25 protein-coding genes are annotated in these 26,348 nt (G+C 69.7%); 7 read left to right on the top strand and 18 right to left on the bottom strand.

What is annotated here, in order from left to right:
• Window positions 1-65: 65 nt before the first annotated feature.
• The 3 genes from moeZ to ACRXBZ_RS25105 form a co-directional block, all read right to left on the bottom strand.
• Window positions 66-1,238, bottom strand: a complete 1,173-nt coding sequence (gene moeZ / locus ACRXBZ_RS25115; protein WP_433881179.1) for an adenylyltransferase/sulfurtransferase MoeZ — start codon at window positions 1,236-1,238, stop codon at window positions 66-68.
• Between the two features lie 176 nt (window positions 1,239-1,414).
• Window positions 1,415-2,503 carry a DUF3152 domain-containing protein gene (locus ACRXBZ_RS25110; protein ID WP_433881178.1) on the bottom strand — a complete coding sequence of 363 codons (1,089 nt, stop codon included), beginning with the start codon at window positions 2,501-2,503 and terminating at the stop codon, window positions 1,415-1,417.
• 100 nt (window positions 2,504-2,603) lie between these two features.
• The gene (locus ACRXBZ_RS25105) at window positions 2,604-3,554 is read right to left on the bottom strand and encodes an alpha/beta fold hydrolase (protein WP_433883968.1); all 951 of its coding nucleotides are present in this window, start codon (window positions 3,552-3,554) and stop codon (window positions 2,604-2,606) included.
• 195 nt (window positions 3,555-3,749) lie between these two features.
• On the opposite strand from ACRXBZ_RS25105, the gene ACRXBZ_RS25100 reads away from it, so the two are divergent.
• Entirely contained in the window at window positions 3,750-4,370 is a 621-nt protein-coding gene (locus ACRXBZ_RS25100) for a TetR/AcrR family transcriptional regulator (protein WP_168586714.1), read from the top strand.
• Between the two features lie 296 nt (window positions 4,371-4,666).
• Here ACRXBZ_RS25100 and ACRXBZ_RS25095 read toward each other — a convergent pair whose 3' ends face one another.
• The 3 genes from ACRXBZ_RS25095 to ACRXBZ_RS25085 form a co-directional block, all read right to left on the bottom strand.
• Window positions 4,667-4,894, bottom strand: a complete 228-nt coding sequence (locus ACRXBZ_RS25095) for a DUF3107 domain-containing protein (RefSeq protein WP_010693996.1) — start codon at window positions 4,892-4,894, stop codon at window positions 4,667-4,669.
• 223 nt (window positions 4,895-5,117) lie between these two features.
• A complete protein-coding gene (locus ACRXBZ_RS25090; protein ID WP_168586712.1) occupies window positions 5,118-5,804 on the bottom strand; it encodes a ferritin-like fold-containing protein in 687 nt (228 codons plus the stop codon).
• 72 nt (window positions 5,805-5,876) lie between these two features.
• The gene (locus tag ACRXBZ_RS25085) at window positions 5,877-6,422 is read right to left on the bottom strand and encodes a hypothetical protein (RefSeq protein ID WP_433881177.1); all 546 of its coding nucleotides are present in this window, start codon (window positions 6,420-6,422) and stop codon (window positions 5,877-5,879) included.
• Here ACRXBZ_RS25085 and ACRXBZ_RS25080 point away from each other — a divergent pair.
• Both ACRXBZ_RS25080 and ACRXBZ_RS25075 read left to right on the top strand, forming a co-directional pair.
• Window positions 6,363-7,928 (top strand): DEAD/DEAH box helicase, encoded by a 1,566-nt coding sequence (locus ACRXBZ_RS25080; RefSeq protein ID WP_433883967.1) that lies wholly within the window; start codon window positions 6,363-6,365, stop codon window positions 7,926-7,928. The two genes, ACRXBZ_RS25085 and ACRXBZ_RS25080, sit on opposite strands and share 60 nt — an antisense overlap.
• Before the next feature lie 196 nt (window positions 7,929-8,124).
• Complete coding sequence (locus ACRXBZ_RS25075; protein ID WP_433881176.1) at window positions 8,125-9,327, top strand: Rv3212 family protein; 1,203 nt, start codon at window positions 8,125-8,127, stop codon at window positions 9,325-9,327.
• 58 nt (window positions 9,328-9,385) lie between these two features.
• Here ACRXBZ_RS25075 and ACRXBZ_RS25070 read toward each other — a convergent pair whose 3' ends face one another.
• From ACRXBZ_RS25070 to ACRXBZ_RS25050, 5 genes are all read right to left on the bottom strand, one after another.
• On the bottom strand, window positions 9,386-9,778 hold the full coding sequence (locus ACRXBZ_RS25070; RefSeq protein WP_433881175.1) for a hypothetical protein: 393 nt from the start codon (window positions 9,776-9,778) through the stop codon (window positions 9,386-9,388).
• Between the two features lie 25 nt (window positions 9,779-9,803).
• Complete coding sequence (locus ACRXBZ_RS25065) at window positions 9,804-10,637, bottom strand: RecB family exonuclease (protein ID WP_433881174.1); 834 nt, start codon at window positions 10,635-10,637, stop codon at window positions 9,804-9,806.
• Between the two features lie 46 nt (window positions 10,638-10,683).
• On the bottom strand, window positions 10,684-11,565 hold the full coding sequence (locus ACRXBZ_RS25060; RefSeq protein ID WP_433883966.1) for a PHP domain-containing protein: 882 nt from the start codon (window positions 11,563-11,565) through the stop codon (window positions 10,684-10,686).
• Between the two features lie 85 nt (window positions 11,566-11,650).
• Window positions 11,651-12,223: a PH domain-containing protein gene (locus ACRXBZ_RS25055; protein WP_168586709.1), complete on the bottom strand. Its 573-nt coding sequence runs from the start codon at window positions 12,221-12,223 to the stop codon at window positions 11,651-11,653.
• A gap of 26 nt (window positions 12,224-12,249) precedes the next feature.
• Window positions 12,250-12,411 carry a hypothetical protein gene (locus ACRXBZ_RS25050; protein ID WP_010694016.1) on the bottom strand — a complete coding sequence of 54 codons (162 nt, stop codon included), beginning with the start codon at window positions 12,409-12,411 and terminating at the stop codon, window positions 12,250-12,252.
• 165 nt (window positions 12,412-12,576) lie between these two features.
• Between ACRXBZ_RS25050 and ACRXBZ_RS25045 the strand changes: the two genes are divergently transcribed.
• From ACRXBZ_RS25045 to ACRXBZ_RS25030, 4 genes are all read left to right on the top strand, one after another.
• Window positions 12,577-12,984, top strand: a complete 408-nt coding sequence (locus tag ACRXBZ_RS25045; RefSeq protein ID WP_433883965.1) for an NUDIX hydrolase — start codon at window positions 12,577-12,579, stop codon at window positions 12,982-12,984.
• A gap of 465 nt (window positions 12,985-13,449) precedes the next feature.
• Entirely contained in the window at window positions 13,450-14,529 is a 1,080-nt protein-coding gene (gene corA, locus ACRXBZ_RS25040) for a magnesium/cobalt transporter CorA (RefSeq protein ID WP_190824210.1), read from the top strand.
• Between the two features lie 143 nt (window positions 14,530-14,672).
• Window positions 14,673-14,864, top strand: a complete 192-nt coding sequence (locus tag ACRXBZ_RS25035; RefSeq protein WP_168586708.1) for a hypothetical protein — start codon at window positions 14,673-14,675, stop codon at window positions 14,862-14,864.
• A 331-nt stretch (window positions 14,865-15,195) separates the two neighbouring features.
• Window positions 15,196-15,675, top strand: a complete 480-nt coding sequence (locus ACRXBZ_RS25030; protein ID WP_433881173.1) for a CAP domain-containing protein — start codon at window positions 15,196-15,198, stop codon at window positions 15,673-15,675.
• Window positions 15,676-15,823: 148 nt separating this feature from the next.
• Here the strand turns inward: ACRXBZ_RS25030 and ACRXBZ_RS25025 are convergent, their stop codons facing one another.
• The 7 genes from ACRXBZ_RS25025 to ACRXBZ_RS24995 form a co-directional block, all read right to left on the bottom strand.
• Entirely contained in the window at window positions 15,824-16,996 is a 1,173-nt protein-coding gene (locus tag ACRXBZ_RS25025; RefSeq protein WP_433881172.1) for an ABC transporter ATP-binding protein, read from the bottom strand.
• Window positions 16,997-17,001: 5 nt separating this feature from the next.
• Entirely contained in the window at window positions 17,002-17,847 is an 846-nt protein-coding gene (locus ACRXBZ_RS25020; protein WP_190818461.1) for a carbohydrate ABC transporter permease, read from the bottom strand.
• A complete protein-coding gene (locus ACRXBZ_RS25015) occupies window positions 17,847-18,785 on the bottom strand; it encodes a carbohydrate ABC transporter permease (protein WP_433881171.1) in 939 nt (312 codons plus the stop codon). Before ACRXBZ_RS25015 ends, ACRXBZ_RS25020 begins: the two co-directional genes overlap by 1 nt.
• Window positions 18,785-20,083, bottom strand: a complete 1,299-nt coding sequence (locus ACRXBZ_RS25010; RefSeq protein WP_433883964.1) for an ABC transporter substrate-binding protein — start codon at window positions 20,081-20,083, stop codon at window positions 18,785-18,787. Before ACRXBZ_RS25010 ends, ACRXBZ_RS25015 begins: the two co-directional genes overlap by 1 nt.
• 336 nt (window positions 20,084-20,419) lie before the next feature.
• Entirely contained in the window at window positions 20,420-20,941 is a 522-nt protein-coding gene (locus ACRXBZ_RS25005; protein ID WP_010694064.1) for a YflT domain-containing protein, read from the bottom strand.
• 420 nt (window positions 20,942-21,361) lie between these two features.
• On the bottom strand, window positions 21,362-24,916 hold the full coding sequence (locus ACRXBZ_RS25000) for a patatin-like protein (RefSeq protein WP_433881170.1): 3,555 nt from the start codon (window positions 24,914-24,916) through the stop codon (window positions 21,362-21,364).
• A 367-nt stretch (window positions 24,917-25,283) separates the two neighbouring features.
• Window positions 25,284-26,258 (bottom strand): HpcH/HpaI aldolase/citrate lyase family protein, encoded by a 975-nt coding sequence (locus ACRXBZ_RS24995; RefSeq protein ID WP_433881169.1) that lies wholly within the window; start codon window positions 26,256-26,258, stop codon window positions 25,284-25,286.
• Between the last annotated feature and the right edge of the window lie 90 nt (window positions 26,259-26,348).

Here is a 26,348-nt window from a genome sequence, read left to right as displayed (position 1 = left end):
TGCCACGGGCCGGTGGGCGGAAACACCGCCCGCCGGCCCGCGAAAACCCGGTCAACGACCGGAGATCAGTACGTCGGCAGGCTCGGGTCGACCTGGTTGGCCCAGCCCAGGACGCCGCCGCCGACGTGCACCGCGTCGGCGAAGCCCGCCCGGTGCAGCGCCGCCAGCGCCTCCGCGGAACGGCCACCGGACTTGCAGTGCAGGACGATCTTGCGGTCCTGCGGCAACTCGGCCAGCGCCTCGCCGGAGAGGATGCGGTCCTTCGGGATCAGCTTGGAGCCCTCGATCTTGACGATCTCGTACTCGTGCGGCTCCCGGACGTCGATGAGCTCGAACTTCTCGCCCCGGTCGAACATCTCCTTCAGCTCGCGCGGGGTGATCGTGCTGTTCACCGCCGCCTGCTGGGCTTCGTCGGAGACCACGCCGCAGAACGCCTCGTAGTCGATCAGCTCGGTGATCGGCGTCGGGTTCGGGTCCTTGCGGATCTTGACCGTGCGGTAGGTCATCTCCAGCGCGTCGTAGATCATCAGGCGGCCGAGCAGGGTCTCCCCGATGCCGGTGATCAGCTTGATGGCCTCGTTGACCATGATCGAACCGATCGACGCGCACAGCACGCCCAGGACGCCGCCCTCGGCGCAGGATGGCACCATGCCGGGCGGCGGCGGCTCCGGGTACAGGTCGCGGTAGTTCGGTCCGTGCTGCTCCCAGAAGACGCTGGCCTGGCCCTCGAAGCGGAAGATCGAGCCCCACACGTACGGCTTGCCGAGCAGCACCGCGGCGTCGTTCACCAGGTACCGGGTGGCGAAGTTGTCCGTGCCGTCCAGGATCAGGTCGTAGTCGCGGAAGATGTCGAGCGCGTTCTCCGAGGTCAGGTGCGTCTGGTGCAGGTTGACCTTGACGAACGGGTTGACCTCGGCGATGGAGTCGCGGGCCGATTCCGCCTTGGGCCGCCCAAGGTCGGACTGGCCGTGGATGACCTGGCGGTGCAGGTTGGACTCGTCGACCTCGTCGAACTCCACGATGCCGAGCGTGCCCACCCCGGCCGCGGCCAGGTACAGCAGCGCCGGGCTGCCGAGCCCGCCCGCGCCGACCACCAGCACCTTGGCGTTCTTCAGCCGCTTCTGCCCCTCCATCCCGACATCCGGGATGATCAGGTGGCGGCTGTAGCGCGCGACCTCTTCCTTGGTCAGCTCCGACGCCGGTTCGACCAGCGGCGGCAGCGACGATGCGCCGGACATGCCCAGCTCCTCCTCAATGGTCGGTGCCGGCTGCGCTCGGAGCGTGGCAGCGGCACCTCAAGCGTCCCCGGAGGACACCCGAACGGGACCTCACGGAATCTGCAACGCAAGACTCCCCGATGGGCTTCCGCAACCCAAACTACTCCCACGATCCGGGACGGAGAGGCGCCTCGAAATCACGAGCCGCCGGCCCCGGCCGTGGGGAACGGCCAGGCGTTGTACTTGCAGACGAAGCCATCGGCCGGGATCTCGGTCCCCTGGTCGGCGATCTTGTTCAGCTCGTGCAGCTCGTTGTTCGACACGCTGAAGGACTGCTGCATCATCACCGGCGCCAGCCCGCCCTGCGAGGGGCAGCCGACGTGCTTGTTGCCGAAGACGTGCCCGACCTCGTGGTTGATCGCGTAGCGCTGGTAGTTGCCGATGTCACCTTGGAACGACACCGCGCCGCGAACCCAGCGGGCCCCGTTCAGGTAGACCATGTCGCCCTTGCGGCACGAGCTGTCGTAGGGCACGCCGTTGCGGTAGTCGCAGGCTTCGCGGGCGGTCTGCTGGCTGACCAGGATGACCCGGAAGTCCGGGCGCGGGCCGCTGGCGTCCACCCGCTGCAGCGAGATCCCGCCGGCCTGCGGGTTCGTCCAGCTGCGCGGATCGGACAGCGTGGCCTGCACGAGGTTGCCGAACTCGGTGTTCGGGTTTCCGATCTGGGCCTCGATCCCGACCTCGACCTCGACGGTGTACCGGTACAGCTGTCCGGAGCCGATCACCGGGGAGGTGCCGGGCAGCACCTGGTAGGTGCGCGCGCCGGTCTCCGGGATCTGCCCACCGGGCGGCAGGTCGGCGGAGAAGAGCGCGGGCCCGAAGGTCTGCCCGGGCGGCGCCTCGGTGACGATCGGCTCCTCCGGGGCGTCCGAGGCGATCGGGTCGAGGAGTCCGCTGGCCGAGCTGCGCTCGGAGGGGCGAAGGGTCTGGAAGACGGCGAGTGCGCTGACCACGATCAGCAGAGGCACCGCATAGATCCGCCAGCCGTAGCGGTAGTGCGCCCCCCGGCGCCGACGCGGCCAGGCCTCGACCTCCTCGCGGGATTCCGCGGCATCGCCGACGTGCTCGGGCTCCGGCGACTCGGAAACCGGGTGCCACGACGCGGCCAGCGGCTCGCCTCGGCGGCGATCTCCGGAGCCTGCGCGGGCACTCGTCCGCCCCGCCGGTCGGCGGTCAGACGCAGACGCAGACGCAGACGCAGGAGATCGCAGCGGCGGGCGGTTCACGCCCTAAGCGTGCCATAGGACCCACGGCACCCTAGGCCACCACTGGCCACTCCGGGTGACCGAAGCACCGAGGACCACACGAAGTGACGCAAACCAGTCACTACCAGGTGTCGGCCTGGACCAGTCCGAGCAGCGCCCGGGCGACCACCCGTGGCCTTTCCATCTGGGCAACGTGCCCCGTTCGGGGCAGCACGAGCAGTCGGCCGCGCGGCAGCAGCATCGCGGTGCGCGGCGCCTTGCGGACCGTCACCACCCGGTCTTCGCTGCCCCACACGACCAGGGACGGCGCGGCGATCTCCGGAAGCCGGCGCCACAGCGAGCGCGCGGGCGGGACGAGCCAGGAACGCACCAACTCCGTCGTGGTCCGCCCCAGCGCCGGACCGGACCATGGCAGCCGGCTGCGTTCCTCGAACTCCGCGACCGCCGCGGCGAGCCGGTGCGACGGCACCGCGTCCGGCTCGGCGAAGCACAACCGGAGCAGCTGCTCGGCCCGGGCGGCCGGCGGCACCGCCGCCAGCCCCCGCCGCGTGCGGGCCCCGAGGACCGGCACCATGGCCACCGCGATCCGCGGATCGGAAAGCCGCCGCGGGTTCAGCCGTAGGTCCGGCATGGCAGGCGAGATCAGCGTCAGCGACGCGATCAAGTCCGGGCGCAGCGCCGCCACCTCGATGGCCACCGCGGCGCCGAAGGAGTTCCCGGACAGGTGCACCGGCGCGGCGTCGAGCTGTTCCAGGACGGAGATCACCACATCGGCGTTGGCCTGCCGGGTGAAGCCGAACCCGGGCGGCGGCTCGGAACGCCCGAAGCCCGGCAGGTCCAGGGCGATGCTGCGCAGGTGCCCGGCGAGCAGACCGGCCAGATCGGTCCAGTTCGTCGACGACCCGGCCAGCCCGTGCAGGTGCACGGCGGTCGCGGCCGTCGGCGACGGCCCCGGCGTCTCGCGCAGGTGCACGCGCATCGGCCCCCAGCGAGTGCACAGTTCAACGTGCCGACCGGGTGGCGGCATCGCCGTTAGGTCGTTCGGCGGGATGCCGTCCGCCACCAGCGGCACCCTCGTCAGGTCGTACCGGTCCGAAAGGGCTCGCCGGTGCGGCCAGGCGGCCGGTGTTGTCGTGGTCACACCTACAGCATGGCGGTCCGCCCGAGCCCGGATTGCGCTACCTACCTCTACCGGCGAGTAGAGTCAGGCCCCACTGGGTGGCCGGAAGGCCGCCTAGCGAGTGGAAGGAATCGGGTGGAGGCGAGGATGACCGAGACCGCGCAGCCGAGCCGAGGCGTCCGGTTGCCCCGTGACGCACGCCGGGCACAGCTGCTCGAAGCGGCTCAGTACGTTTTCGTGCACAACGGCTACCACGCGGCGGCGATGGACGATATCGCGGAGCGCGCGGGGGTCAGCAAGCCGGTCCTCTACCAGCACTTCCCGGGCAAGCTGGAGCTCTATCTCGCGCTATTGGAGACGCACGGCAACGAGCTGGTGCGCCGGGTCCGCGAGGCCATCGAGTCCACCCCGGACAACAAGCTGCGGGTGCGGGCCGCGATCGGTGCGCTGTACGAGTTCGTGGCCGGCGAGGGGCAGGCGTTCCGGCTGGTCTTCGAATCGGACCTGCGCGGCGAACCGGCCGTGGAGAAGGCCGTGGAGGGCGCCCTGTCCGGGTGCATTAACGCGATCACCGAGGCGGTCACGGCGGACGCGGGGCTGGACGCGGAGCGCGCGCGGCTGCTGGCGGTGGGCCTGGTCGGCCTCAGCCAGGTGACCGCGCGCTACTGGCTGGACGCGAGGGAGACGATCTCCCGCGACGAAGCGGTGAACCTGATGTCCACCCTCGCCTGGAAGGGCCTGGCGGGCTTCCCCCTGCAGAACCCCTGACCCCGGCGGGCCGCAATTTCAATGGAAATCAGAGGTTCGATTTCCATTGAAATCGAAGAAGTTGTCCACAGCCACCGGCGTGTCGTGGCCCGACACGCGGGTCAGCGGAGCGTGCGGGTTGACGAGTTCGGCGATGCCGTCTGGTAACCGTCGCGCGGCCGGATCCCGACCGAACTGGACTGAACGGCGAAGGGCATCTTTGAGCGACTACGCCGCCCGAAGATGCCCTCCACCGCCGGTCAGGTGAAGCGTGCGGGCACCCTCGACCGAGGAGCCCGCACGCGGAAAGAACCAGGTCAGCTGACGCCGAAGCCGACGCGCGGCAGCGCCGCCGGGCCGATCTCGACGTAGGCGACCTTGGTAGACGGGACGATGATGCGACGCCCCTTCTCATCGGTCAGCGCCAGCACGCCGTCAGCGTTCTTCAGCGCGTCGGCGACCAGCGACTCGACCTCTTCCTGGGACTGTCCGCTGGCGACCGTCAGCTCGCGCGGGCTGTCCACGACGCCGATCTTGACCTCCACGCCGAACCTCCGTTGAGCACTCGTATCCAATGGGATGCGGCAAGGCTATCCCAGGTCCCATCGCGATCGGGCAACGAAGCCCGGCGAGCAGATATTCCGCTGGCGGCGTCTGGCGAGGACAGCCCCGAAGCCGCGTACTGATCCCGGGGATCCCGGAGAACAGACGGCGTCCGGGGTTCCGTCACCCGCACGCCACGCAAGGCGAGCCTGGAAGCGGGGTTCGTCAGCCCAGGCCGAGCCGAGCCATCCGCTTGGTGTGGTTGTTCTGCAACCGCCGGAACATCGCCGCTATGCCCGTGAGGTCCCCGGATCCCTTGATGATCAGCTCAGCCAGCGCGTCGCGCTCCGCGACCACCCGCTGCGCCTGTGTCATGGCCTCGCCCAGCAGCCGCCGCCCCCACAGGGTCAGCTTGTCCCGCAGCTTGCGGTCCTCCTCGCAGGCCGCCTGAACCTCGCGCTCGGCGAACGCCGAGTGACCGGTGTCGGCGAGCACCGTCAGCACCAGCCCCCGCGAGGTCGGGTCCAGCCACTCCGCGACCTCCCGGTAGAAATCGGCCGCCAAGCCGTCCCCGACGTAGGCCTTGACCAGTGATTCCAACCACGAATGCGGCGCGGTCGACTCGTTGAACGCCTCGAACGGCGCCGCGAACGGCTGCATCACCTCGTCGATCGCGACGCCGCGCCCGGCCAGGTGCTCTTCGAGCAGCCGGTAGTGGCCGATCTCCGCGGCGGCCATGCTGGCCAGCGCCGCGCGGCCGGTCAGCGTGGGCGCGGTGCGTGCGTCCTCGGCAAGGCGGTCGAAGGCCGACAGCTCTCCGTAGGCCAGCGCCGCGAGCAGATCCACGACGCCTTCCTCGTAACGCTCGTCACTTTCACCGTGCAACGTGGCGCGCTGGTCAGCCTCATTCATGGCTGCGAGCCTAACCGGCGGCACGCCCGAGTAATACGCACCACGGCGAGAACGGCTCGCGAACAGGTATCCTCAAGTCTCGGAGGAGCTTCGGCGTCCGGCGGCGCGGTCGACGATCTGGTCGTACACCGTGGGGCTGGCTCCCCGAACGTCACGATCTGGGCGACTCTCGCCCGAGCGGGACGGCCCCCGGACCACTGCCGGCGCGAACGCGGCCCGAGCGATCCGCTCGTCGGCTTTGGCGCGCATGCGACGCCGAGAGAAACGAACCAACAGCGGATCAACCGCTGAGCGAACAGGGGCGCGCACCATCACGTCGGTGACCACGAGCACGAAGAGCGGCCGCGACCAGCGAGCCGCCGTGCCGGGAGGACGTCGCCACGGATCGGCCCGGACCGGGACGCGTGCGCGCAGGTACCGAGAGAGGCGATCATTCTGACGTTCACCAACAGCCAGGCCCCCGACGGCCTCGAAGATCACAGCGGGGGCGGCAGCCCCGACATCACAGACCTCGAGCACCGCGAGTCCGGTGCCCCCGAAGCCGGGGATGCCGCACCCCTGAAGGCCGGCACCGTCGGCGACCCTGACGCCCCGACCTTCGCCGAGCTGGACGTGCACCCGGACATCGTCCGCGCGCTGCGCGAAGCCGGCATCGAGCGAACCTTCGCCATCCAGGAGCTGACCCTGCCGCTGGCGATGCAGGGCGAAGACCTGATCGGCCAGGCCCGCACGGGCACCGGCAAGACCCTGGGCTTCGGCGTCCCGCTGCTGCACCGCCTGCAGCTGCCCGGCGACGGCACCCCGCAGGCGCTCATCGTGGTGCCGACCCGCGAGCTTTGCCTGCAGGTCACCCGCGACCTCACCGACGCTGGCAAGCACCTGGGCGTGCGCACCGTCGCCGTCTACGGCGGCCGCCCCTACGAGGAGCAGACCTCCGCGCTGCGCAAGGGCGTCGACGTGGTCGTCGGCACCCCGGGCCGCCTGCTCGACCTGGCCGAACAGCGCCACCTGGTGCTCGGCAAGGTCCGCGGACTGGTGCTCGACGAGGCCGACGAGATGCTCGACCTCGGGTTCCTGCCGGACATCGAGCGCATCCTGCGCATGGTCCCCGATCAGCGGCAGACGATGCTGTTCTCGGCCACCATGCCGGGCCCGATCCTGACCCTGGCCCGCACGTTCATGACGCAGCCCACGCACATCCGGGCCGAGCAGGCCGACGAGAGCGCGGTGCACGAGCGCACCCGGCAGTTCATCTACCGGGCGCACGCCATGGACAAGACCGAGCTGATCGCGAAGGCCCTGCAGGCCACCGATCGCGGCCTGGCGATGATCTTCAGCCGGACCAAGCGGACCGCCCAGAAGCTCGCCGACGAACTCACCGAGCGCGGCTTCGCGGCCGGCGCGGTGCACGGCGACCTCGGGCAGGCCGCGCGCGAGAAGGCACTGCGCGCGTTCCGCTCCGGCAAGGTCGACATCCTGGTGGCCACCGACGTCGCGGCCCGCGGCATCGACGTCGCCGGCGTGACCCACGTGATCAACCTGCAGTGCCCGGACGACGAGAAGACCTACGTGCACCGCATCGGCCGCACCGGCCGCGCCGGGCGCGAAGGCGTCGCGATCACGCTGGTCGACTGGGACGACGAGCCCCGCTGGAAGCTGATCAGCGACACGCTCGGCCTCGACAAGCCCGAGCCCGTCGAGACCTACTCGACCTCGCCGCACCTGTTCAGCGACCTCGACATCCCGGCGGACGTCACCGGCCGACTGCCGCTGGCCAAGCGCACCCGCGCGGGCCTGGACGCCGAACCCGAAACGCAGGGCGAAGCCAAGCGGCCCCGCCGCACCCGGCGCCGCACCCGCGGCGGAGCGGACCAGCGCACCGGCGACGCCGAAACGGGTGCCCGCCAGGACAGCGACGCCGAAACCCGGCCCGCCCGGCGGCGGCAGCGACGCCGCACCCGCAGCGGTGCCGACCCGCAGCCGGCGGAAGCGCCCGCCCCAGGAGGCGAAGCCGACGCCGGCGAACGCCCCCGCCGCAGGCGCCGCAGGCGCCGCCCGGGCGAGACGACCGGCGAAGCCGGCAACGCCGCGCGCAGTGGCAACGCCGAGGGCGGCGCCGCGTAGCGCGAGTCGAGACCCGTGAGCCGGATGAGGCGCGAAGCGCTCCGACGGCTCGCGGGTCGAGCTTTGAGCGGAAGCCCTCGAAGCGGCGCAGAACCAGCGACGTCTGAGGTTCCGCCACCCGCACCGCCACGCACGACGAGCTTGGGAACAGCCTCTAGGCTCGGCGCAGTAACAGCCAGGCGATCGAGGAGTACTTTTGGTCCGGCCGGAGCGGCGCACGAGAACCGACCTCGCCGTGGTGGCGTTGATCGCCGTGGCCGTGCTCGCCGGAAGTGCCGTGCTCTGGTTCAACAGCGATGCGCGCGCGACCGTTTCCGAAACGGCTGCCCAGCCGATCCCGGAACCTCCCGCGGCCACCGGGGTTCCGCCGACGCTGACCGAGGCTTGGCGCGCTACCAGCCCCGCCACCCCGATCCCGGTGGTCGCCGGGCCCGCCGTGGTCACCGGATCCGGCAACGAGGTGCTCGGCCACGACCCGCTGACCGGCCAGGTCGCCTGGCGCTACGCCCGCGACATTCCGCTGTGCACGGTCGGCGCGGAGTGGGGTCGCGCGATCGCGGTCTTCCGCAAGACGGAGAACTGCAGCGAGGTCACCTCGCTGCGCGGGCCGACCGGAGTCCGCGGGCCGCAGCGCAATTCGGACGCCGAGTTCGGCACACAGCTGCTCGCCGACGGCACCTACGTGACGGCCACCGGAGGGCGCTCCTTCGAGTCCTGGCGCTCGGACCTGGTGCGCACCCAGCAGTTCGGCATGCCGCCCGCGGTGAAGAACCCGGGCAACAACCTGACCCGCCCGGAATGCACCTACTCCTCGATCGGGGTCGGCGACGAGCGGATCGGGGCCGTCGAGTCCTGCCCTGGCGAGCAGGGCCGGATCACCGTACTGAAGACCCGCCCCGAGGACGACGAGAAGCCCGAGGAGGTCTTCAGCGTGATCCTCGGCAGCACGTCCGCCGGGATCGTCGCGGTCAACGACAAGCACGTCGCCGTGGTTCTCCGAGACCGCTCACAGGTCGTGGTCTACAACAACAACGGCTCGGTGGTGACCACCTTCCCGGTGCGCGTCGGCACCCCCGACCTCCGGGCGAACGTGCAGGTCGAGTCGACCGCGAAGGGCCGCCACACCTACTGGCACACCGGCGTCGACACGATCGCGCTGGACCCGGGCACTCTCACTCCACTGTGGACCGCAGCGGACACGCTCGGCCCGGGCGTCGGTTTCGGCGGGAAGCTGCTGGTGCCGGTGCCGGGCGGCCTCGCGGTCCTGGATGCCGTCACCGGGAGCCCCGAGCGGGTGATCCCGGTGGACCGCGGCGGCTACACCGGCCCGATCCAGCTCGCGACGGTCGGCCCGATGCTCCTGGAGCAACGCGGCGACACCCTGGTCGCCCTCCGCTGAAACCCCGGAACCAGCAGGTCTCGACGCGAATTCCCGGTTCCAGCCGAGAACTCGTGGATCAGGCCCACCACCAGAACCACAATGAGCCGATCACGACCACGAACGCACCCAAGGCCGCCAGGCCTCCCCGCGCGTCGCGGCGGCGGTCCGCGACCGACTGCAGTGCCAGGGCCACCAGCGACGCCACCAGCTGAGCGATCACCGCCGCCAGCCCGGGGCCTTGCTGCCCCTGGCCCGTCGCCCAGAACTGCACGGCCACCAGTCCGAGCGCGAGCAGCAGCAAGCCGACCGCCAAAGCGCCGGTGAGGCCCCGGAAAGCGGATCCGGCCTGGCTGGCCGGCTTCGGCCGGCTCAGCACGTGACGGCGGCTCCGCTGCCGCGGAAGATCACCCGCTGCCGGCAGCCGCCGCGTGCGGGGTGGCCGCGCTCGTTGCGAAGCGGGCGTGCGCATCGGCCTGTCCTCCGGTCGCATGTCGTCACTCTCCCAGCAAGGCCCAAGGCGGCAGGCTCGGCGCGGCCTGCCGGCCTTCTTCGCAGTGAGCCCGGAAGTCGCACCACGAGCAGTGCCGCCCGGTCCTCGTCGGGAACGTCGCCTGCGGATCGGCCCCGAGGTCGAACGCGTCCGTCGCGGCCTGGAGGTCCCCGGCGAGCTGCTCGGCGCGATCCTGCAGCTCCGCAAGCGATTCCGCGGTGTGGTCCCAGCCCGCGACCGTCCCGGTCGGCAGGTGGTGCAGCTCGACCCGACGACACGGCCGACGCAGGTGCTTGCGCACTGCCAACGCGTACAGCCCGAGCGCCAGGGACTGCCGCGCATCGTCCACGCGCAGTCCGTGCCGCCCGGTCTTGTAGTCGACGACGATGAGTTCGCCGTGCCGTTCGTCGATCCGGTCCACCCGCCCTTCGGCGATGATCGATCCCATCGGCGCCGACACCCACCGCTCGACGGCGAGCGGCACGACGTCGGGCGCCAACTGCTCGACGTAAGAGCCCACCCACTCCTGCGCCCGGCGCCGGTAGTCACCGGCCTGCTCCGGACTCGCGAAACCGTCTGCCTTCCAGCACTCCCGCACCAACGCGGCAGCGCGTTCCGAGGTGCGCTGACCGGCTCGCAACTCGAAGTACGCGCGCAGCGCGTTGTGCACCACGGCGCCCAAGGTGGCGTTCGCCCAGGCACCACCGCGCGTCGGTGCCGGCCGGTCCAGGTACGTCATGCGGTACTTCCGGGGGCACTGCGCCCAGGTCGCGAGTCTGGCCGGAGTGACCCTCACCAGCTTGCTGGGAATACCTTCTAGACCGAGCTGCCCCTGCACGCCCCTACAGTACGCAGTTTTCCCGTTGCCAAGATGATCCGCCCCGTCAGCCGATGACCTTGCTGCCGCTGCACCGCGCCATCAGGCGATCCAGCGAATCGGGAGGGGTGGTTTCCTGGCCGATCCGGATCGTCTTGTTGGTGCCGTGGTAGTCGCTGCTGCCGGTGGGGATCAGGTCCAGTTCCGCGGCCAGCCCGCGCAACCGCACCCGTGTCGCCGGGTCGTGGTCGGGATGGTCGATCTCGATCCCGGCCAGCCCGTGCCCGGTGAGCTCGGCGACGACGTCGGCGGTGACCACCGGGCCGCGCGCGGTCGCGAAGGGGTGCGCCAGCACGGTCGCACCACCGGCCTCGGTGATCATGTCGATCGCACGGCGGACGGGAGTGTCGGTGCGCGGCAGGTAGTAGCGACCGCTGCCACCGAGGTACCTGGCGAACGCCTCGTCGACGCTGACCACCGTGCCGGCGTTGACGAGCGCGCGGGCCAGGTGCGGACGACCGCCGGGCGAATCCGGCGGCAGTCCCACCATGATCTGGTCCGGGTCGACCGGGAACCCGTCCGCGGCCATGTGTCGCGCCATCTCGTAGAGCCGCTCCCGCCGCTCCGCGCGCAGCCGTGACTGCTCCTGCGCGAGGGCGGCGGAGTTGGGGTCGAAGAGGTACGCCAGCAGGTGCACGGTGATGTTCCGGCCGTTGCCGTCCGGGCACGCGCAGGACAGCTCCGCGCCCGGCACCAGCCGGAACCGACCAGGCTCCGCGAGATCGTGCACGGCCCGCTCGGCCGCCGCCCATCCAGCGGTGGTGTCGTGATCCGTGATCGCTATCGCGTCCAGGCCGGCCGCGACCGCGGTCGCCACCAGTTCGGCCGGTGTGTCGGTCCCGTCGGACTCGTTGGAATGCGTGTGCAGGTCGATTCGCACACCCACCAGTGTGACCGATGGTCCGGAACCGGGCCGAAGCAACACCCGACCGGTCTGCCCGGGTACGCCTGCACACCCGGGCCGACCAGTCCGATCAGAGCTTGGCGGCCTTCCTCTTGCCCACCGCGGCGCGCCGCGCCTTGAGCATCGAGAAGCGGTCCTGCTGCTGCCCCTTCTTGTCCCCGAAGACGAGCGCCGAGATCGCGTCCTCGACCTCGGTCGGGTTCGGCACGTACTCGATGCGGTTGAGCGCCTGGATCTGTCCAGCCGACTCGACCACGAGGGTGCCGTACCCGAAGATGCGGCCCATCATCGTGCGGGCGAACGTCAGGTCCGTGACCTTGGTGATCGGCATCATCGCCACGTTGGTGGTGAAGATGCCGGAGGTGATCAGGAACCGCTTGTCGGTCACGACGACGCGTTCCACGTACCAGTCCAGGACCTGGTAGGCGAAGCGGATCAGGATGATCAGCCCCGCGTACCAGAGGATGTTCTGGACCAGCCCACCGGCGCCCTCGGGCACCAGGTAGGACACCATCACCAGACCCACGAGCAAGCCGGTCGCCTCGAAGAGGTCCCACACCAGGGTCGCCCAGTGCCGCCGAACGCGGATCACCCGGCGTTCGGTGTCCAGCAAGTACTCATCGGGATCCCTCGGAGCAAACAAGGCACCCGCCTCCCGCGGCTCGCGCTTTACTGGAAGAGGTTCTGCATGAAGGTGATGACGGCCTCGGCTGCTCCGCGCAGACTCTCCAGGATGCCGTTGATGACACCGCTGGCTTCCACTGGCGCGGAAAACAGGAAGAACAGGAGGAACGCAACCCCGGCCCACGTGAGGATTTTCTTCATGTTCACTGTGACGCACCCCGTCCAAATGCCCTTGAGTAGCGCAGGCGCCTGCTGATCCGTTGTACCGCACTCCGCCGCTTTACGGCAGCTTTGTACCGCACTTGGGTCAGTCGTTTCCGGGCAGCCCCGGATCAACTACCCTCCGTGTCGGTGATCGTATCGGAGAATCCCGTGATCCGCTGCGTCGGCGCGATAATTCACGACCCCAGTGGCCGGTTGCTACTGGTCAAACGCGCACATGAACCCGGAAAGGGGAAGTGGTCCCTACCGGGTGGCCGGGTCGAGCCCGGCGAGACCGACCATTCGGCGGTACAACGCGAAGTGCGCGAAGAAACGGGACTCTCCGTCACCGTCGGCGCCCTCGTCGGCCGCCTCTTCCGCCCCGCACCGCTCGGCACCTACGAGATCCTGGATTACTCCTGTCGGAGTACTGAACAGAATCTTTCCGCTGGTGACGACGCTACGGACGCAATCTGGGCCGATCATGCGACTTTCGCCACACTTGAGCGAAATGGCGCGCTGACCGAAGGCTTGGCGGAGACCTTGCGCTCCTGGGGTAGTTTACCCCGCAACGAGTGACGGCGAAAAAAGCGCTCGGGACAATCTGTCAAGACCCGGTCGACGGCTTGACCGGGCCCCGTTCGGATGCCCGGTCCGAGCCGAACGCGAATCCCGACTCGATTCGGCCAATTCGCCCAATTCGCCCAATTCATGCAGCATGTTCCGTCGGGTTGTGACGTCGAATGCGAGCCGTTGCCAACGATCCACTCGGACGGAGTATCGTTTCGGGTTGGCTGACTCAAGGACCACCACATCGGTGGATGACCTTCGGGAGGTGAGGGATCGTGGACAGCAGTGCCGATAGCGCGCTTCCGTGCAGTACCAACCGCATCCCCGCCGGAAGGGCCAGCCGCTAGGCACCGTCCGCCAGGCCCGGCCGGGATGCGCGAGCAGCGAGCAAAGTCCGCTCAGCACGCCATCCGCGCGGCGTTCACCCGGATCTTCCACCCCCGGGGTGCTGCGCCCAGGACCTTGGAGGTCGCCGTGCCCAACCTGCCCTCGCTCGGCCTGCGCAACCGGAACGGTCGCGGGCCGCGACCGGCCAGCCACACCCCGGCACCGGTTTCCGCGTACGTAGTCGACTGCGCCATCTACGTCGACGGGCACCGCGTCGAAGGCTCGTGGAACCACGTCGACGCCATCGAAGAGGTGCGGCGGCGCGGCTCCGGCTTCGTCTGGATCGGGCTGCACGAACCCACCGAGAAGCAGATCAACGGCATCGCCGACACCTTCGGCCTGCACGAGCTGGCCGTCGAGGACGCCGTGCACGCGCACCAGCGCCCGAAGCTAGAGCGCTACGACAACACGCTGTTCATGGTGCTGAAGACGGTCCGCTACACCGATACCGAGACGCGGTCGGCGACCAGCGAGATCGTCGACACCGGAGAGCTGATGGTGTTCCTCGGGCGCGACTTCGTCATCACGGTGCGGCACGGGAAGCACGCGGGACTGGGAGATGTGCGCAGCCAGCTGGAGACCGACCCGGAGCAGCTCGCGCTGGGACCGTCGGCGGTGCTGCACGGCGTCGCCGACCACGTGGTGGACACCTACCTGGAGGTCACCGAGGCCATCCAGGACGACATCGACGAGATCGAGGCCGAGGTCTTCGAGCCGCGCACCAAGATCGACGCCGAGCAGATCTACCTGATGAAGCGCGAGGTCATGGAGCTGCGGCGGGCGGTGCTGCCGCTGCACAAGCCGATGCAGCGGCTCGCGGAGGGCTACACGCCGATGGTGGCCGACGAGGTTCGGTCCTACTTCCGCAACGTCGAGGACCACCTGGCAAAGGTCGCCGAAATGGTCGGCTCCTTCGACGAGCTGCTGACCACGCTGGTGGACGCCACGCTGGCCAAGATCACGCTCCAGCAGAACACCGACATGCGCAAGATCTCGGCGTGGGTCGCGATCGTCTCGACGCCGACCATGATCGCCGGGATCTACGGCATGAACTTCAAGCACATGCCCGAGTTGGATTGGACCTTCGGGTATCCCCTGGCCCTCATGGTGATGCTCGGTGCCTGCATCGTCCTGTTCAAGATCTTCCGGCGGAACAAATGGCTGTGATCGCGCGCTGTAACGATTCCCGCGCAGTCGGCGATATGCCGTCCGGGGTTGCTTCGCACCCGGCCGTCAGCCGGGCGCCATTCCACTTGTCATCGACCACCGCCCTTTCCCTTCGGGCGGCGCGAGCGTGTGAGGAGGTTGTCATGCACCGTCTTCCGCAGCACCAGGGGCGGATCCGGCATCGGCTCCTCACCGGTCCGGCCTTCCCGCGGCAAAGTCCCGTGACGCGCCGGGAGATCGCCGAGCAGTTGTTCCGGCACACTGCGTGGGTGCAGCGAAAACCCGGCGCGATGTGGGACGCGGTTCCCGCCGCGCCGCGCGCCGTCGCGCGCTGACGCCTGCCGGGAAGCACCGCGGGCCACGTCGTGAAAGCGAATCTCTCTTAGATCTTCGTTTCTTTCACGTTGGGAGGCACCGCCATGACTCGCTTGGCCGCCAACAAGCACACCCTGCTCGTCGCGCTGATCATGGGGTGGATCGTCACCCTGTTCGTGCTCATCGCGAACCAGATCTGACTCGGAACGCCGCCGTTTCCGAACCGTCCACTTCGGCTGAATCCGGTACGCCTGGCCGGTAACCGGTTCCGGCGACGCCGCCGTGTGTCGCCGACGCGACGCCGTTACAAACTCCCCAGCCAATCGTCGCGATGCTGGGAAGTGATCATAGATGTCGCTTGCCGAACGGATGATGTTGTGCGGTATGGCCGTCCCGCTGGCTCTGCTCTGCGCTGGGTCGCCGCTCCTGGCGGCCCAGAAGCCTTCGCCGGAGCAGCGGATACTCGAACTGACCAATGCCGAACGCGCCCGCCTGGGATGCCCGGCGTTGCGCCTCAACGGTGACCTGAGCGAGGCGGCCGCCGGGCACAGCGCGGACATGGCGCACCAGGACTTCTTCGAGCACAGCGGAAGCGATGGTCGCACCCCCGCGGAGCGCGCCCGGTCTGCGGGATTCCCGAGCGACTACGTCGGTGAGAACATCGCTGCGGGCGGCAAAACCGCCGACGAAACGTTTCGCCAGTGGATGGCAGCGGAGCCGCACCGGGACAACATCCTCGACTGCGCCTTCACGGACCTCGGCGTCGGGCACGCGGCCACCCCGCACAGCCACTACCGCCACTACTGGACCCAGGAGCTCGGCCGCCCCTGATCCCCTTCGGGTTTCGGGTGAAGGGCACCTCCGACCGACTGAAGAACCGACTGGGCCGAGCCGAGGTGCCCTTCACCTCGATCGATCAGTATCGGATCGCGGGGTTGTCGGGTGAGGAGCTGGATACCTGGATCGCTGCCCAGGTCGGTCAGGTGAGGGTTCGGCCGGTGGTGGGGTCGAAGAGGTGGATCTTGTCCGGGTCGAACCAGACCGTGAGGGACTGGTTCTCGCGGGCCGCCGATTCGACCGAGAGGCGGGTGACGACCTGGCCCTCGTCGGTCGGGACCTCCGCGCTGCCGCTGTCGGCCGCGAGCTCGTCTAGTTCCGCCGTGCTCGCCCGTCCACCGTGGAGGGTGAAGTACACGTACTTGTCCGAGCCCATCTCCTCCACCACGTCCACCTCGCCGGTGAACGTCGCGCCCGCCGCGCGGGCGGTGTCGTCGAGCAGCGCCGCGTCCTCGAAGTGCTCCGGGCGGATGCCGAGCACCAGTTCGCGCGGTGCATCCGCCGACTCCAGCGCGGTGCGGATCCGGTCGCCCAGCGGCACGTCGCCCAGCGCGCTGCGCAGGGCGCCGTCGGCGACCTCGACCGGGACGAAGTTCATCGCCGGCGAACCGATGAAGCCCGCGACGAACAGGTTCGCCGGGTGCTCGTAGAGGTGCTGCGGGGCGCCGACCTGCTGCACCACCCCACCGCGCAGGACCACCACGCGGTCGCCGAGGGTCATCGCCTCGGTCTGGTCGTGCGTGACGTAGACCGTCGTGGTACCCAGCCGATTCTGCAGCTTCGACACCGAGGTCCGCATCTGCACCCGCAGTTTTGCGTCCAAATTGGACAGCGGCTCGTCCATCAGGAACGCCTTGGGACTGCGGACGATCGCCCGCCCCATCGCCACCCGCTGCCGCTGCCCGCCGGAGAGGTTGGCGGGCTTGCGGTCCAGGTGCTGCGAGAGGTCGAGGATCTTCGCCGCCTCCTCGACCTTCGACTTCACCGTCGTAGGATCGACCTTGGCCAGCCGCAGCGGGAAAGCTATGTTCTCGAACACCGTCATATGCGGGTACAGCGCGTAGGACTGGAACACCATCGCGATGTCGCGGTCCTTGGGCGCGCGCTCGTTCATCCGCTCCCCGCCGATGCGCAGCTCGCCGCCGCTGATGTCCTCCAGCCCCGCGATCATGTTCAGCGTGGTGGACTTCCCGCAGCCGGAAGGGCCGACCAGGATCACGAACTCGCCGTCCGCGATCTCCAGGTTCACCTCGTTGACCGCCAGCGCCCCGTCCGGGTATCGCTTGGTCACCTTGTCCAGCACGATCTCGGCCACTTCGGTTACCCCTTCACTGCGCCGGAGGTCAGTCCGGACACGATGCGTCGCTGGAAGAACAGCACGAACAGGATGATCGGAATGGTAATCACCACCGCGGCCGCGGAGATCGATCCCGTCGGGTCCTCGAACTGGGAGTCGCCGGTGAAGAACTGCAGCGCCACCGGCACGGTGCGGGAGTTCTCCGTCGAGGTCAGCGAGATCGCGAACAGGAAGTCGTTCCAGCAGAAGATGAACACCAGGATGGCGGTGGTGAACACGCCCGGCGCGGCCAGCGGCGCGATCACCTTCGCGAAGGCCTGCCCGGGCGTGGCGCCGTCCATCTTGGCCGCCTTCTCCAGTTCCCACGGGATCTCCCGGAAGAACGCCGACAGCGTGTAGATCGCCAGCGGCAGCGAGAAGGTGATGTACGGCAGGATCAGCCCGGGCCAGGTGTCGAACAGGCCCAGCGTCCGCTCGATCTCGAACAGCGGGGACACCAGCGACACCTGCGGGAACATGGCGATCAGCAGCGATGCGCCGACCAGCAGCCGCTTGCCGGGGAAGTCCAACCGGGCGATCGCGTAGGCGGCCATGGTGCCCAGCACCACGGCGATCGCGGTGGCGATCAGCGCGATGCCGATCGAGTTCAGCAGCGCGCGGGTGAACTCGGTGGTGCGGAAGATCGCCGCGTAGTTCTCCAGAGTCCATTCGCGCGGGATCAGGTTGCCGTCCGAGAGCGTCGCCGGGCTCTTGAACGACAGCGACAGGATCCACAGCACGGGCACCAGCGCGTACACCATCACGATGATGTTGAGCAGCGCCCACTTGGTCTTCCGCGCGGGGGTCTCCGCCCCGCCGACGCCGGCCATCAGCGCCTCCCCTTGTCATCGCTACCGGGTGCGGCCGCGCCGAAGAGCTTGACGAAAATCCACGCGATGAGCGCGACCGCGATGAAGATCAGCACCGACATGGTCGAGCCGATGCCGAGGTTCAGTCCCTTGATCAGGTTGTTGTAGGCGAGCACGGACACCGACGAGGTGTCCTGCGCGCCGGAGGTGAGCACCACGATGTTGTCGAAGACGCGGAACGCGTCGAGGGTGCGGAACAGCAGCGCGACGAGGATGGCCGGCTTCATCATCGGCAGCATCACCTTCACGAAGCGCTGCCACGGTCCGGCGCCGTCCATCGCCGCCGCCTTGAGCAGGTCGTCGGGCACCAGCGCCAGGCCCGCCATCAGCAGCAGCGCCATGAACGGCGTCGTCTTCCAGATCTCGGCCACGATCACGATGGCCAGCGCGCTGGCGTGCTCGGTCAGCGGCGCGCCGTCCGGGGTGATCACGTTGGCCAGGTAGCCGGTGTCCGGCGTCCAGGCGTAGCGCCAGCTGAAAGCCGCGACGACGGTGACGATGCCGTACGGGATCAGGCTGACGGTGCGCACGAGGCCGCGGCCGACCAGCGCCCGGTGCATGATCAGCGCCAGCCCCATGCCGAGTGCGAACTCGATCGCCACGGAGACCACGGTGACCAGCACCGTCACCCAGAACGCGCTCCACCAGTAGCCGTTGCCCAGGACGGTGAGGTAGTTGTCCAGCCCGACGAACTCGCGCTGGTCCGGGTACTTCAGGTCGAAACGCTGGAACGACAGCCACAGCGCGTAGAGGATCGGCCAGCCGGTGACGGCGATCATCACCAGCGCGGCCGGGGCGCACAGCAGCCAGCCGAGCTTGCGTTCGGCCTTCTTGCCCTCGCTGATCGCCCCCTTGCCGTCGGACACCGCTACCGGTTCCGCTTGGCTCGTCTGCACCATCACGGCATCACTCCCTTGGAGTCCAAGGCGTTCTGCACCTCGGTGCGCATCCAATCCGCAGTTCGCTGCGGGTCGATCTCCGCGATCGGGGACAACATGTTGGACAGCACCGTGGAGACGTTCTGCGCGGCCGGCGTCACCGATCGCACGCCCGGGTCCTTGAGCGCTTCCAGGATGGTGTCCCGCATCGGGTACTCGGCGGCGACCTCGGGATCCGAGTAGACGGACTCGATCGTGGGCGGCACGCCGTCCTTGATGGCGGAGAACTTCTGGTTCTCCGGGCTGCGCAGGCATTTGGCCGCGTCGAAGGCCAGGTCCGGCTTGGTCGAATAACTGCTGATCGCGTAGTTGGCGCCGCCGATGGTGGACTTGCTCGGCACCCCCGTCAGCAGGCCGGGCAGCCGCGCCCAGCCGACGTTGCGGGCGAGGTCGGGCTTCTTCTCCTGCATCGACGGGTAGACGAACGGCCAGTTCAGCTCGAACGCGGACTGCCCGGTCTCGAACTCCTGCCGGGCGTCGTCCTCCTTGGCGTTGTTCATCGACGCGCTGGTGACGCCCGCCGTGCCGAGGTCACGCAACGCCTGCAGCGCCCGCACCGCGCTGGCGTCGACCACCGCGCGCTTGCCGTCACCGGAGATTAGCTGCCCGCCCGCCGACTGCACGAGCGTGTTGAAGTGCACGTACAGGCCCTCGTACTGCGCGCCGGTGAACGAGATCCAGTGCGGCTTGCCTTCCTGCTTGAGCCGCTGGGCGGTCGAGATCATCTCGGCCCAGGTCTTCGGCGGCTCGGGCACCAGGTCCTTGCGGTACCACAGCAGCTGCACGTTGGTGTTCTTCGGCGCGGCGTAGAGCTTGCCCTGCCAGGTGGCCGTTTCGAGCGGTCCCTGCAGGGTGCCCCGCTCCGCCTCGGCCTTGTTCTCCCCCGTCCACTCCCGGATCCAGTTCGCCTCTGCGAACTCGCCCGTCCAGGTGACGTCCAGGTAGAGGATGTCCATGCCGGTGTCCCCGGCGGCCAGTCTGCGCACCATCTGCTCCCGCTGGCCGTCGGCGTCGCGGGGCAGCTTGTGGTAGACGATCTGGTACCGCCCACCTACCTGGGCGTTGCAGCGGTCCACGTTCTGCTGCAGATTCTCCTCGGGCGCGCTGTAGAGGTTCACGGTGTTCGCGCCGGAGGCCGGTGCGCAGGCGGTCAGCACGGACGCGCACATCAGCGACGCGCCCAGCACTGCCGCGCTACGAGTGCGGCGAACTCTCACGGTCGGTCCTCCCAATTGCTGGTCACAGCCACGACCAAGCATTGGGGTGCCCACGCTTCGTCGCCTGCCACCACCGGCGGTGAGCCGGTGGTGGAAAGCTAGGCCTCTTGATCAGTCAAGGCAAGGCCGGTGCGCCCCTTGTTGCAAACACGTGAATGTGGGTCAAACCGGACGTCCGCGAGCTCCGCCGAAAGCCCCACCGCGCTGCGCCGATCGCCGCATATCGCCTGGTCGACGCGTCCTTCCGACTGGTCGACGCGTCCTTCCGACTGGTCGACGCGCCTTTCCGACGCGCGGACCCCGGCAGCGCGAATTCCGGGAAACGCGAAGCGGACCCGGGCTCCTGCTGGTTCCCGGGTCCGCATCTCGGTCGTCGGCTCACTGCGCAGGCGGCGGGCGCATGGCCAGTTTGGCGAGCAGGTCCCTGCCCTGTTCGGCGTGGCGGGGTTGGGCCAGCACGTCGTAGCGGCCCGCGACCAGCTGGCTGGCCGAGGAGAAGTCCCGGCGACCGCGGGTGGAGGCGTAGCCGACCGCCGCGAAGACCAGGCCGAACACGATGCCAGCGCCCAGGCCCACCAGCACCGGGCCGAACCAGTTGCCCTGCGGAGTGAACAGCCCCAGGATCAGGCCCACGAACAGGCCGAACCAGGCCCCGGACGCCGCGCCGCCACCTAGCACCCTGCTCCAGGTGAGCCGTCCGGTCACCCGTTCGACGAGCATCAGGTCGACGCCGACGATGGTCACCTCCTGGACCGGGAAGTCACTGTCCGCCAGGTGGTCGACCGCGCGCTGCGCCTCTTCGTAGGTGCCGTAGGAGCCGATCGGCCAGCCGCTCGGCGGGGTGGGCAGGTTGGGTGTACCCGGCGCCTGCCGGCCGGAGCCGGTGAACGGATTGGACACCGCTGACACCTCCGTTGATTGCTGTCATGGCGGGGACCGTGGGGAGGCGGGCGAGCCCGATTCCGGCATATTGTCCCCTACCCCATCAGGCTACCCCGTGGGTTCGCCCGGAGATCATGTCCGTCCGCGCGATCGCGCGCATCCGAAGTCCGGGAGGTCACTCGGCCGCTTCCCGGCGGACGACTGCGAACGTCAGCGCCGCGCAGCGGAGGGGGCGACGGCGTCCCGCATCGCCGCCGAACCGCGATCCATCGTGGACACGCCGGTGACCGTCTCCTGCACAACTTGCAGGCCTCGCGGATCCGCCCAGCCCAACGCCCGTGAGCGTTTTCCGGTGCTATGGCACCCAAAATCACTCACGGCCAGGTGGCGACCTTCGCCGCGGCGCGTCCTGCGGCAACGGAGCCCGGAAACAGGCACTCAGGCGAGATCGGAAAGCTCCGCTTTGGGCGTAATCGTCCGTGGCGGCGCCTTCGGCGCGAAATCGGCACGTCGCCTGGGCCGCGGCGCGAGGACGTCGACGGTGCCGACCAGGACCATGTGGGCGTAGGCAGTGAAGCCCGTCGCCAGGACGATCCAGCCCCCGCCACTGAAGGCGTTCGGCTCGCACAGCCACAGGACGCCGACGAACACCAGCAGCGTCAGCACCGATGCACCGACGCGCGCGGCGCTGCGGTAGGCCACCGCTGCGGGCCAGGTCAGCAGCGCTGCGACCAGCGCCAGCCCGAGGGGGCCGAGCCGGAATCCGGTGGTGAACAGCCAGAACTCGGCCACCAGCAACGCCGCCGCGATGAACGCCGAGGGCAGCCAGCGCGCCAAGCCGCGGCCGAAGCGGTGCGCCAGGCGCCACCCCGACCACACAGCGAAGACCACGGTGAACAGCATCGCCAGCAGTGCGCCGGCGCCGAAGGATGTACCGGAGAAGTCGGCCACGACCAGCCAGTTCCCGGGCACTCCGCCGAACCAACCGAAGCTGTCCGCGCACGCGACATCCGAGCCGGTGCCGTATTCCGGACAGGCGACGGCCGGGGCGAGCATCGGCGCATCCGCCGCACCTGGCGCGAACGGACCGGCTGATACGACGAACGAGCTCTGGAACGCCGACTCGTGCTGCTCGGCGGAAAGGATCTGCGTCCCGGGCAGCGACCCCAGCCCGATGCCGGTGAACGTCACGGCGCTCGCCGCCAGGAAGCCCAGCAGCGCCGCGCGGCGCGGGGCGGCGAAGGCGTACAAGATCGCCATCAGCAGCGGCTTGATCAGCGTCATCGCCCGACGCCCGAACCACGGCAGCACGCCGCGCCCGGAGGGGCGGGCGGCGCGGTAGGCGAGCAGTCCGAAGCGCGTCGCCATCGACAGCGCCCGCGGCTCGCCGAGGTCGGCGAACCGCTGGCGGCCGACGTCGTAGCGCTCCACCTGGCTGGACAGCTGCGCAGGCGCGGGCAACGGCGGCTTACGACCGCCGTCCGGGTCGGCCCCGGGCGAAACACTTGCCACGAAAGGGACTTCCGCTGCGGCGATCGTCCACTGCAGACGCTCGGTGAGCAGCCGCCGGGTCTCGGTCAGCCCGTGCTCGTCGTCCGGGTTGGCGAACAGCGCGTCGAGTTCGGCGCGCACCTCCTCCGCGTGCCTCGCCCACACCTCGGCCAGGAACCCACGCCAGTGCTTGGCCTGCTCCTCGCCAAGCTCCCCGAGTTCCGCCACCGTCGGGCGGGAGACGATCGCCTGCAGCGCGTCGCCGAGCTCCTCCGAGCCGCCGTGGCGCTGCGCCAACCGCGTCGGGTCGGCGAGCAACCGGACCAGCGCGGCGGCGGAGTCCATCCGCCCCCACATCCAGTCGTTCGCCCGCCACTTCGCGGACAGGAACGCGCCGAAGTTGCCCACGTCCAGGCCGCGGATCTTGTCCGCGATCCGCAGCGGCGCAGCTTCGTCGCGCCGGAGCGCGGTGAACGGCAGCGGGCTCTGCTCGTCGCTGACCACGCGCAGCAGGTTGATCCGCGTTCCCGGGACCCGACCGACGTCTAGCGGAGCGGTGAGGACCACCAGCTGCCGCAACGTTGCCGGTCGCCGGTCGCTGCGCTCCAGCAGCGAGTAGCCGATCTGCTGGGGTTCGTGGACGTGCTCGCGCGGCGGTGCCGCGGCGGCCAGCCGGTCCGCGACCCGGTGCAGCACCGCTCGAGCCTGGGCGACCGCGTCCACCCCGGCGTCATCCGGCACCGCGTCCGCGCCCGAAGATTCGACGATGGACATCAGCTCGCCCGCGAACTCGGCGAGTTCCCGCTGGAAGTCCTCGCCTTCCTCGACGGCGCGCAGGAGCGCGCCCAGCAGCGGCTGGATCGGGGACGGCAACCGGTGCTGCAGCCTGGCCCGGCGGAGCAGCACGCGCTGCACCCACTCGTCGAGTTCGGCGGTCTCGACGAGTGGTTCCAGCTTCGCGCCGTTGATCCAGTACCGGTCGGCGTGCGCCTCCAGCACCTCGCCGAAGCTCCGCAGCCGGTACAGCACGGACTTGCAGCGCCCGATCTCGCGGCTTTCCGGCGCCCAGCGTTCGATGTCCCACGCCCAGCCGAGGCATTCCTGGACCGCGGTGAGCAGGCCGCGCGCGTCGTCGAAGACGCGCGCGGTGGCACCGCTGCCGAGCCCCGCCGAAAGGCGTCGCGCGAGCTGCGTCCTCGCCTGCGCCGACCACTCCGCGAGGGGATCGCCGACCACCGGCGGGAGCAGCTTGCCGTCCTCGGTGCCCGCGGGCTCGGTGAGCAGCCGGTACACCGCCTGGGCGTCCAGTTCCGCGCGCACCACCGCGTTGTCCGGCGCAACCGCGTCGACGTGCTGCGCCAGCACCGACGCCCGCTCGTCGTCCGGCGCGGCGCGCAACGGGGCGAACAACGCCTTGCGCCGCAAAGCTGTTCGCTCGACTACGCGGTTGTGCTCGTCCAGCGCGTCGAGGTCGGCGAGCAACGATTCCTGGGACAGCCGGGCCTTCAGAGCCGTCGCGGTCACCGGCACGGCCAGCCCGGGCTCGCGGCGTTGGCCGTGCGAGGCGACGGGGTCCGGGTTCAGGTAGAGCAGCCACCGGTGCGTCGGCCGGTCCGCGGGCGCGGCCGTGATCGCATCGATCGCCGCCGTCACCGGGATGTTGTCCAGCACGCCGCCGTCGATGACCCGGAACGGCGGGAGCTTCGGATCGGCGACGGTTTCGGAGAACAGCCCGACCATGTTCGGCTCACCGTCCGGCGGCTCGCCGAGCGACGAGCGCACCTGCGCGGGCTCGAAGGCGAACGGGAACGACGACGTCGAGCGGGCGGCGTGGGCGAGCCGCAGCACCGTGGCCGCGAAGTCGTCGCCCGCGCCGAAATCCGACAGCGGATCACCGGCTTTCCCCCGATGGTGGAACCGGAACGACGCCGTGCGCCGCTCCTGCAGCATCGGCCCGGAGCGGCCGTCGAAGCGCTGCTCCAGAATCGGGTCCAGCAGCGTGGCGGTCAGCAGCAGGTCGGCTTGGTTGCCGGGGCGCTCCGCCGCCACCGGCACGTTGTCGGTGATGACGTCGGCGAGCTCGGCGCGGAAGTAGCGATCGCCCTCCAGCAGCGACGGCGGGCGGCGCTGCCAGAACTTCGGGACCGGCCGGGACATGGCCTCCACGTCACCCAGCCGCACCCACACCTCGCGCATCCGGTCGAAGGGCATGCCGTAGACCAGCGTCGCCGACAGCAGCGTCGCGTTGAGGCCACCGGCCGAGGCCCCGGCCAGCACATCGACCGCGACGGAGTCGTAGCCGGACAGCTTCGCCAGCGCCGCCCACGGATGGGTACCAGTCGAATCGCCGTCCGCCGGCGCCCGGGAGTCCGCCACCGCCTCGCGGACCCGGTTGATCTCGGCGACCGCGCCGCCGATCCACACTGCCATGCTCGCGCCGCCGCGCATCGCCAGCGCCAAGCGCAGTTCCTGCTCGTTCTCCGCTCCTGCCGCGGTGGCCACCTCGGAGCCCGCCCTCTCGATCGACGTCTGAGGATCATCCGAAACCTACCGCGCGGATCGGCGGTACCGAGCCGCAACAGGGTGAACTCAACCCTTCCGCCACCGAAGCGAACCCCGACGGTGCAACGCCAACACGCGAACGGCCGCACCGGGAACTCTGTTTCCGCAGGCACAAGGCCGTGAGTGTTTGCGGGCGGAGTAGAAGCTGGTTGGGAGGGTGCTGCAGGTGTAGAGCGAACGGACCATTCGCGCCGCCTACCGACACGAACAGGCCGTTCGCCCCACACCGGTTGGCGAGGCGGAACCAGGCCGCTCCCGTTGGGGGAAGCCACCAGAACCGCCGCGCAGAACGAGCCTGGAAACCGGCTCAGGATTCCGGTGGGGTCCAGCGGTCCGTTCTGGTCATGCCCGCCGCGCGGCCCTTGCCCGCGATCACCAGCGCCATCTTGCGGGACGCCTCGTCGATCATCTCGTCGCCGAGCATCGCCGCACCCCGCTTGCCACCGGCCGCCGAGGTGTGCCACTCGTAGGCGTCCAGGATGTTCTCCGCGTGGTCGTAATCCTCCTGGCGCGGCGAGAAGAGCTCGTTGACCGCGTCCACCTGCGCCGGGTGCAGCACCCACTTGCCGTCGAAGCCCAGCGCCGCCGACCGGCCACCCACCCGGCGCAGTCCCTCGACGTCCTTGATCTGCAGGTACGGCCCGTCGATCGCCTGCACCCCGGCCGCGCGGGCCGCGGTCAGGATGCGCATCAGGATGTAGTGGTAGGCGTCGCCAACGTCGTAGCCCGGCGGCTGGTGCCCGACGACCAGCGACCGCATGTTGATCGAGGCCATGAAGTCGGCGGGCCCGTAGACCAGCGCCGCCACCCGCGGCGAAGCGGCGGCGATGGCGTCCGCCTCGACCAGGCCGCGGGCGTCCTCGATCTGCGGCTCGATGCCGATCCGGCCGGCCTCCAGCCCGATGGCCCGCTCGATCTGGGTCAGCGTCAGGTCCAGCCAGCGCACGTGCTCGGGGGTGCTCACCTTCGGCAGGATGACCGTGTCGAGCTCGGCGCCCGCGCCCTCCACGACGGTCACCACGTCCCGGTAGGTCCACTCGGTGTCCAGCGCGTTGACCCGAACCGAGCGGATCTTCTCGCCCCAGCCGCCCTCGTTGAGGGCGCCGACGATCCGGTCGCGAGCCTCGGCCTTCGCCAGCGGCGCCACCGCGTCCTCCAGGTCCAGGAAGAACTGGTCGACGGCCAGCCCGCGCGCCTTGTCGATCATCTTCGCGCTGGAACCCGGCACCGCCAGGCAGCTCCGCCGGGCACGTCGACCGTCCACGTTGTCCTCCTCTGGCATCGCGAGTCGCTGCGTGTGTACCACGCACGCCGCCGCTTGGGCCGGACAAGTGCCCGGCGGCACAGTCCCGTTCCCGAGCGGCGGCGCCGC

Source organism: Saccharopolyspora hattusasensis, assembly GCF_050972075.1.
Lineage (GTDB): Bacteria > Actinomycetota > Actinomycetes > Mycobacteriales > Pseudonocardiaceae > Saccharopolyspora > Saccharopolyspora hattusasensis.
Note: the sequence above shows the minus strand (reverse complement) of the source record. Positions and strands in the feature narration are given on the sequence as shown.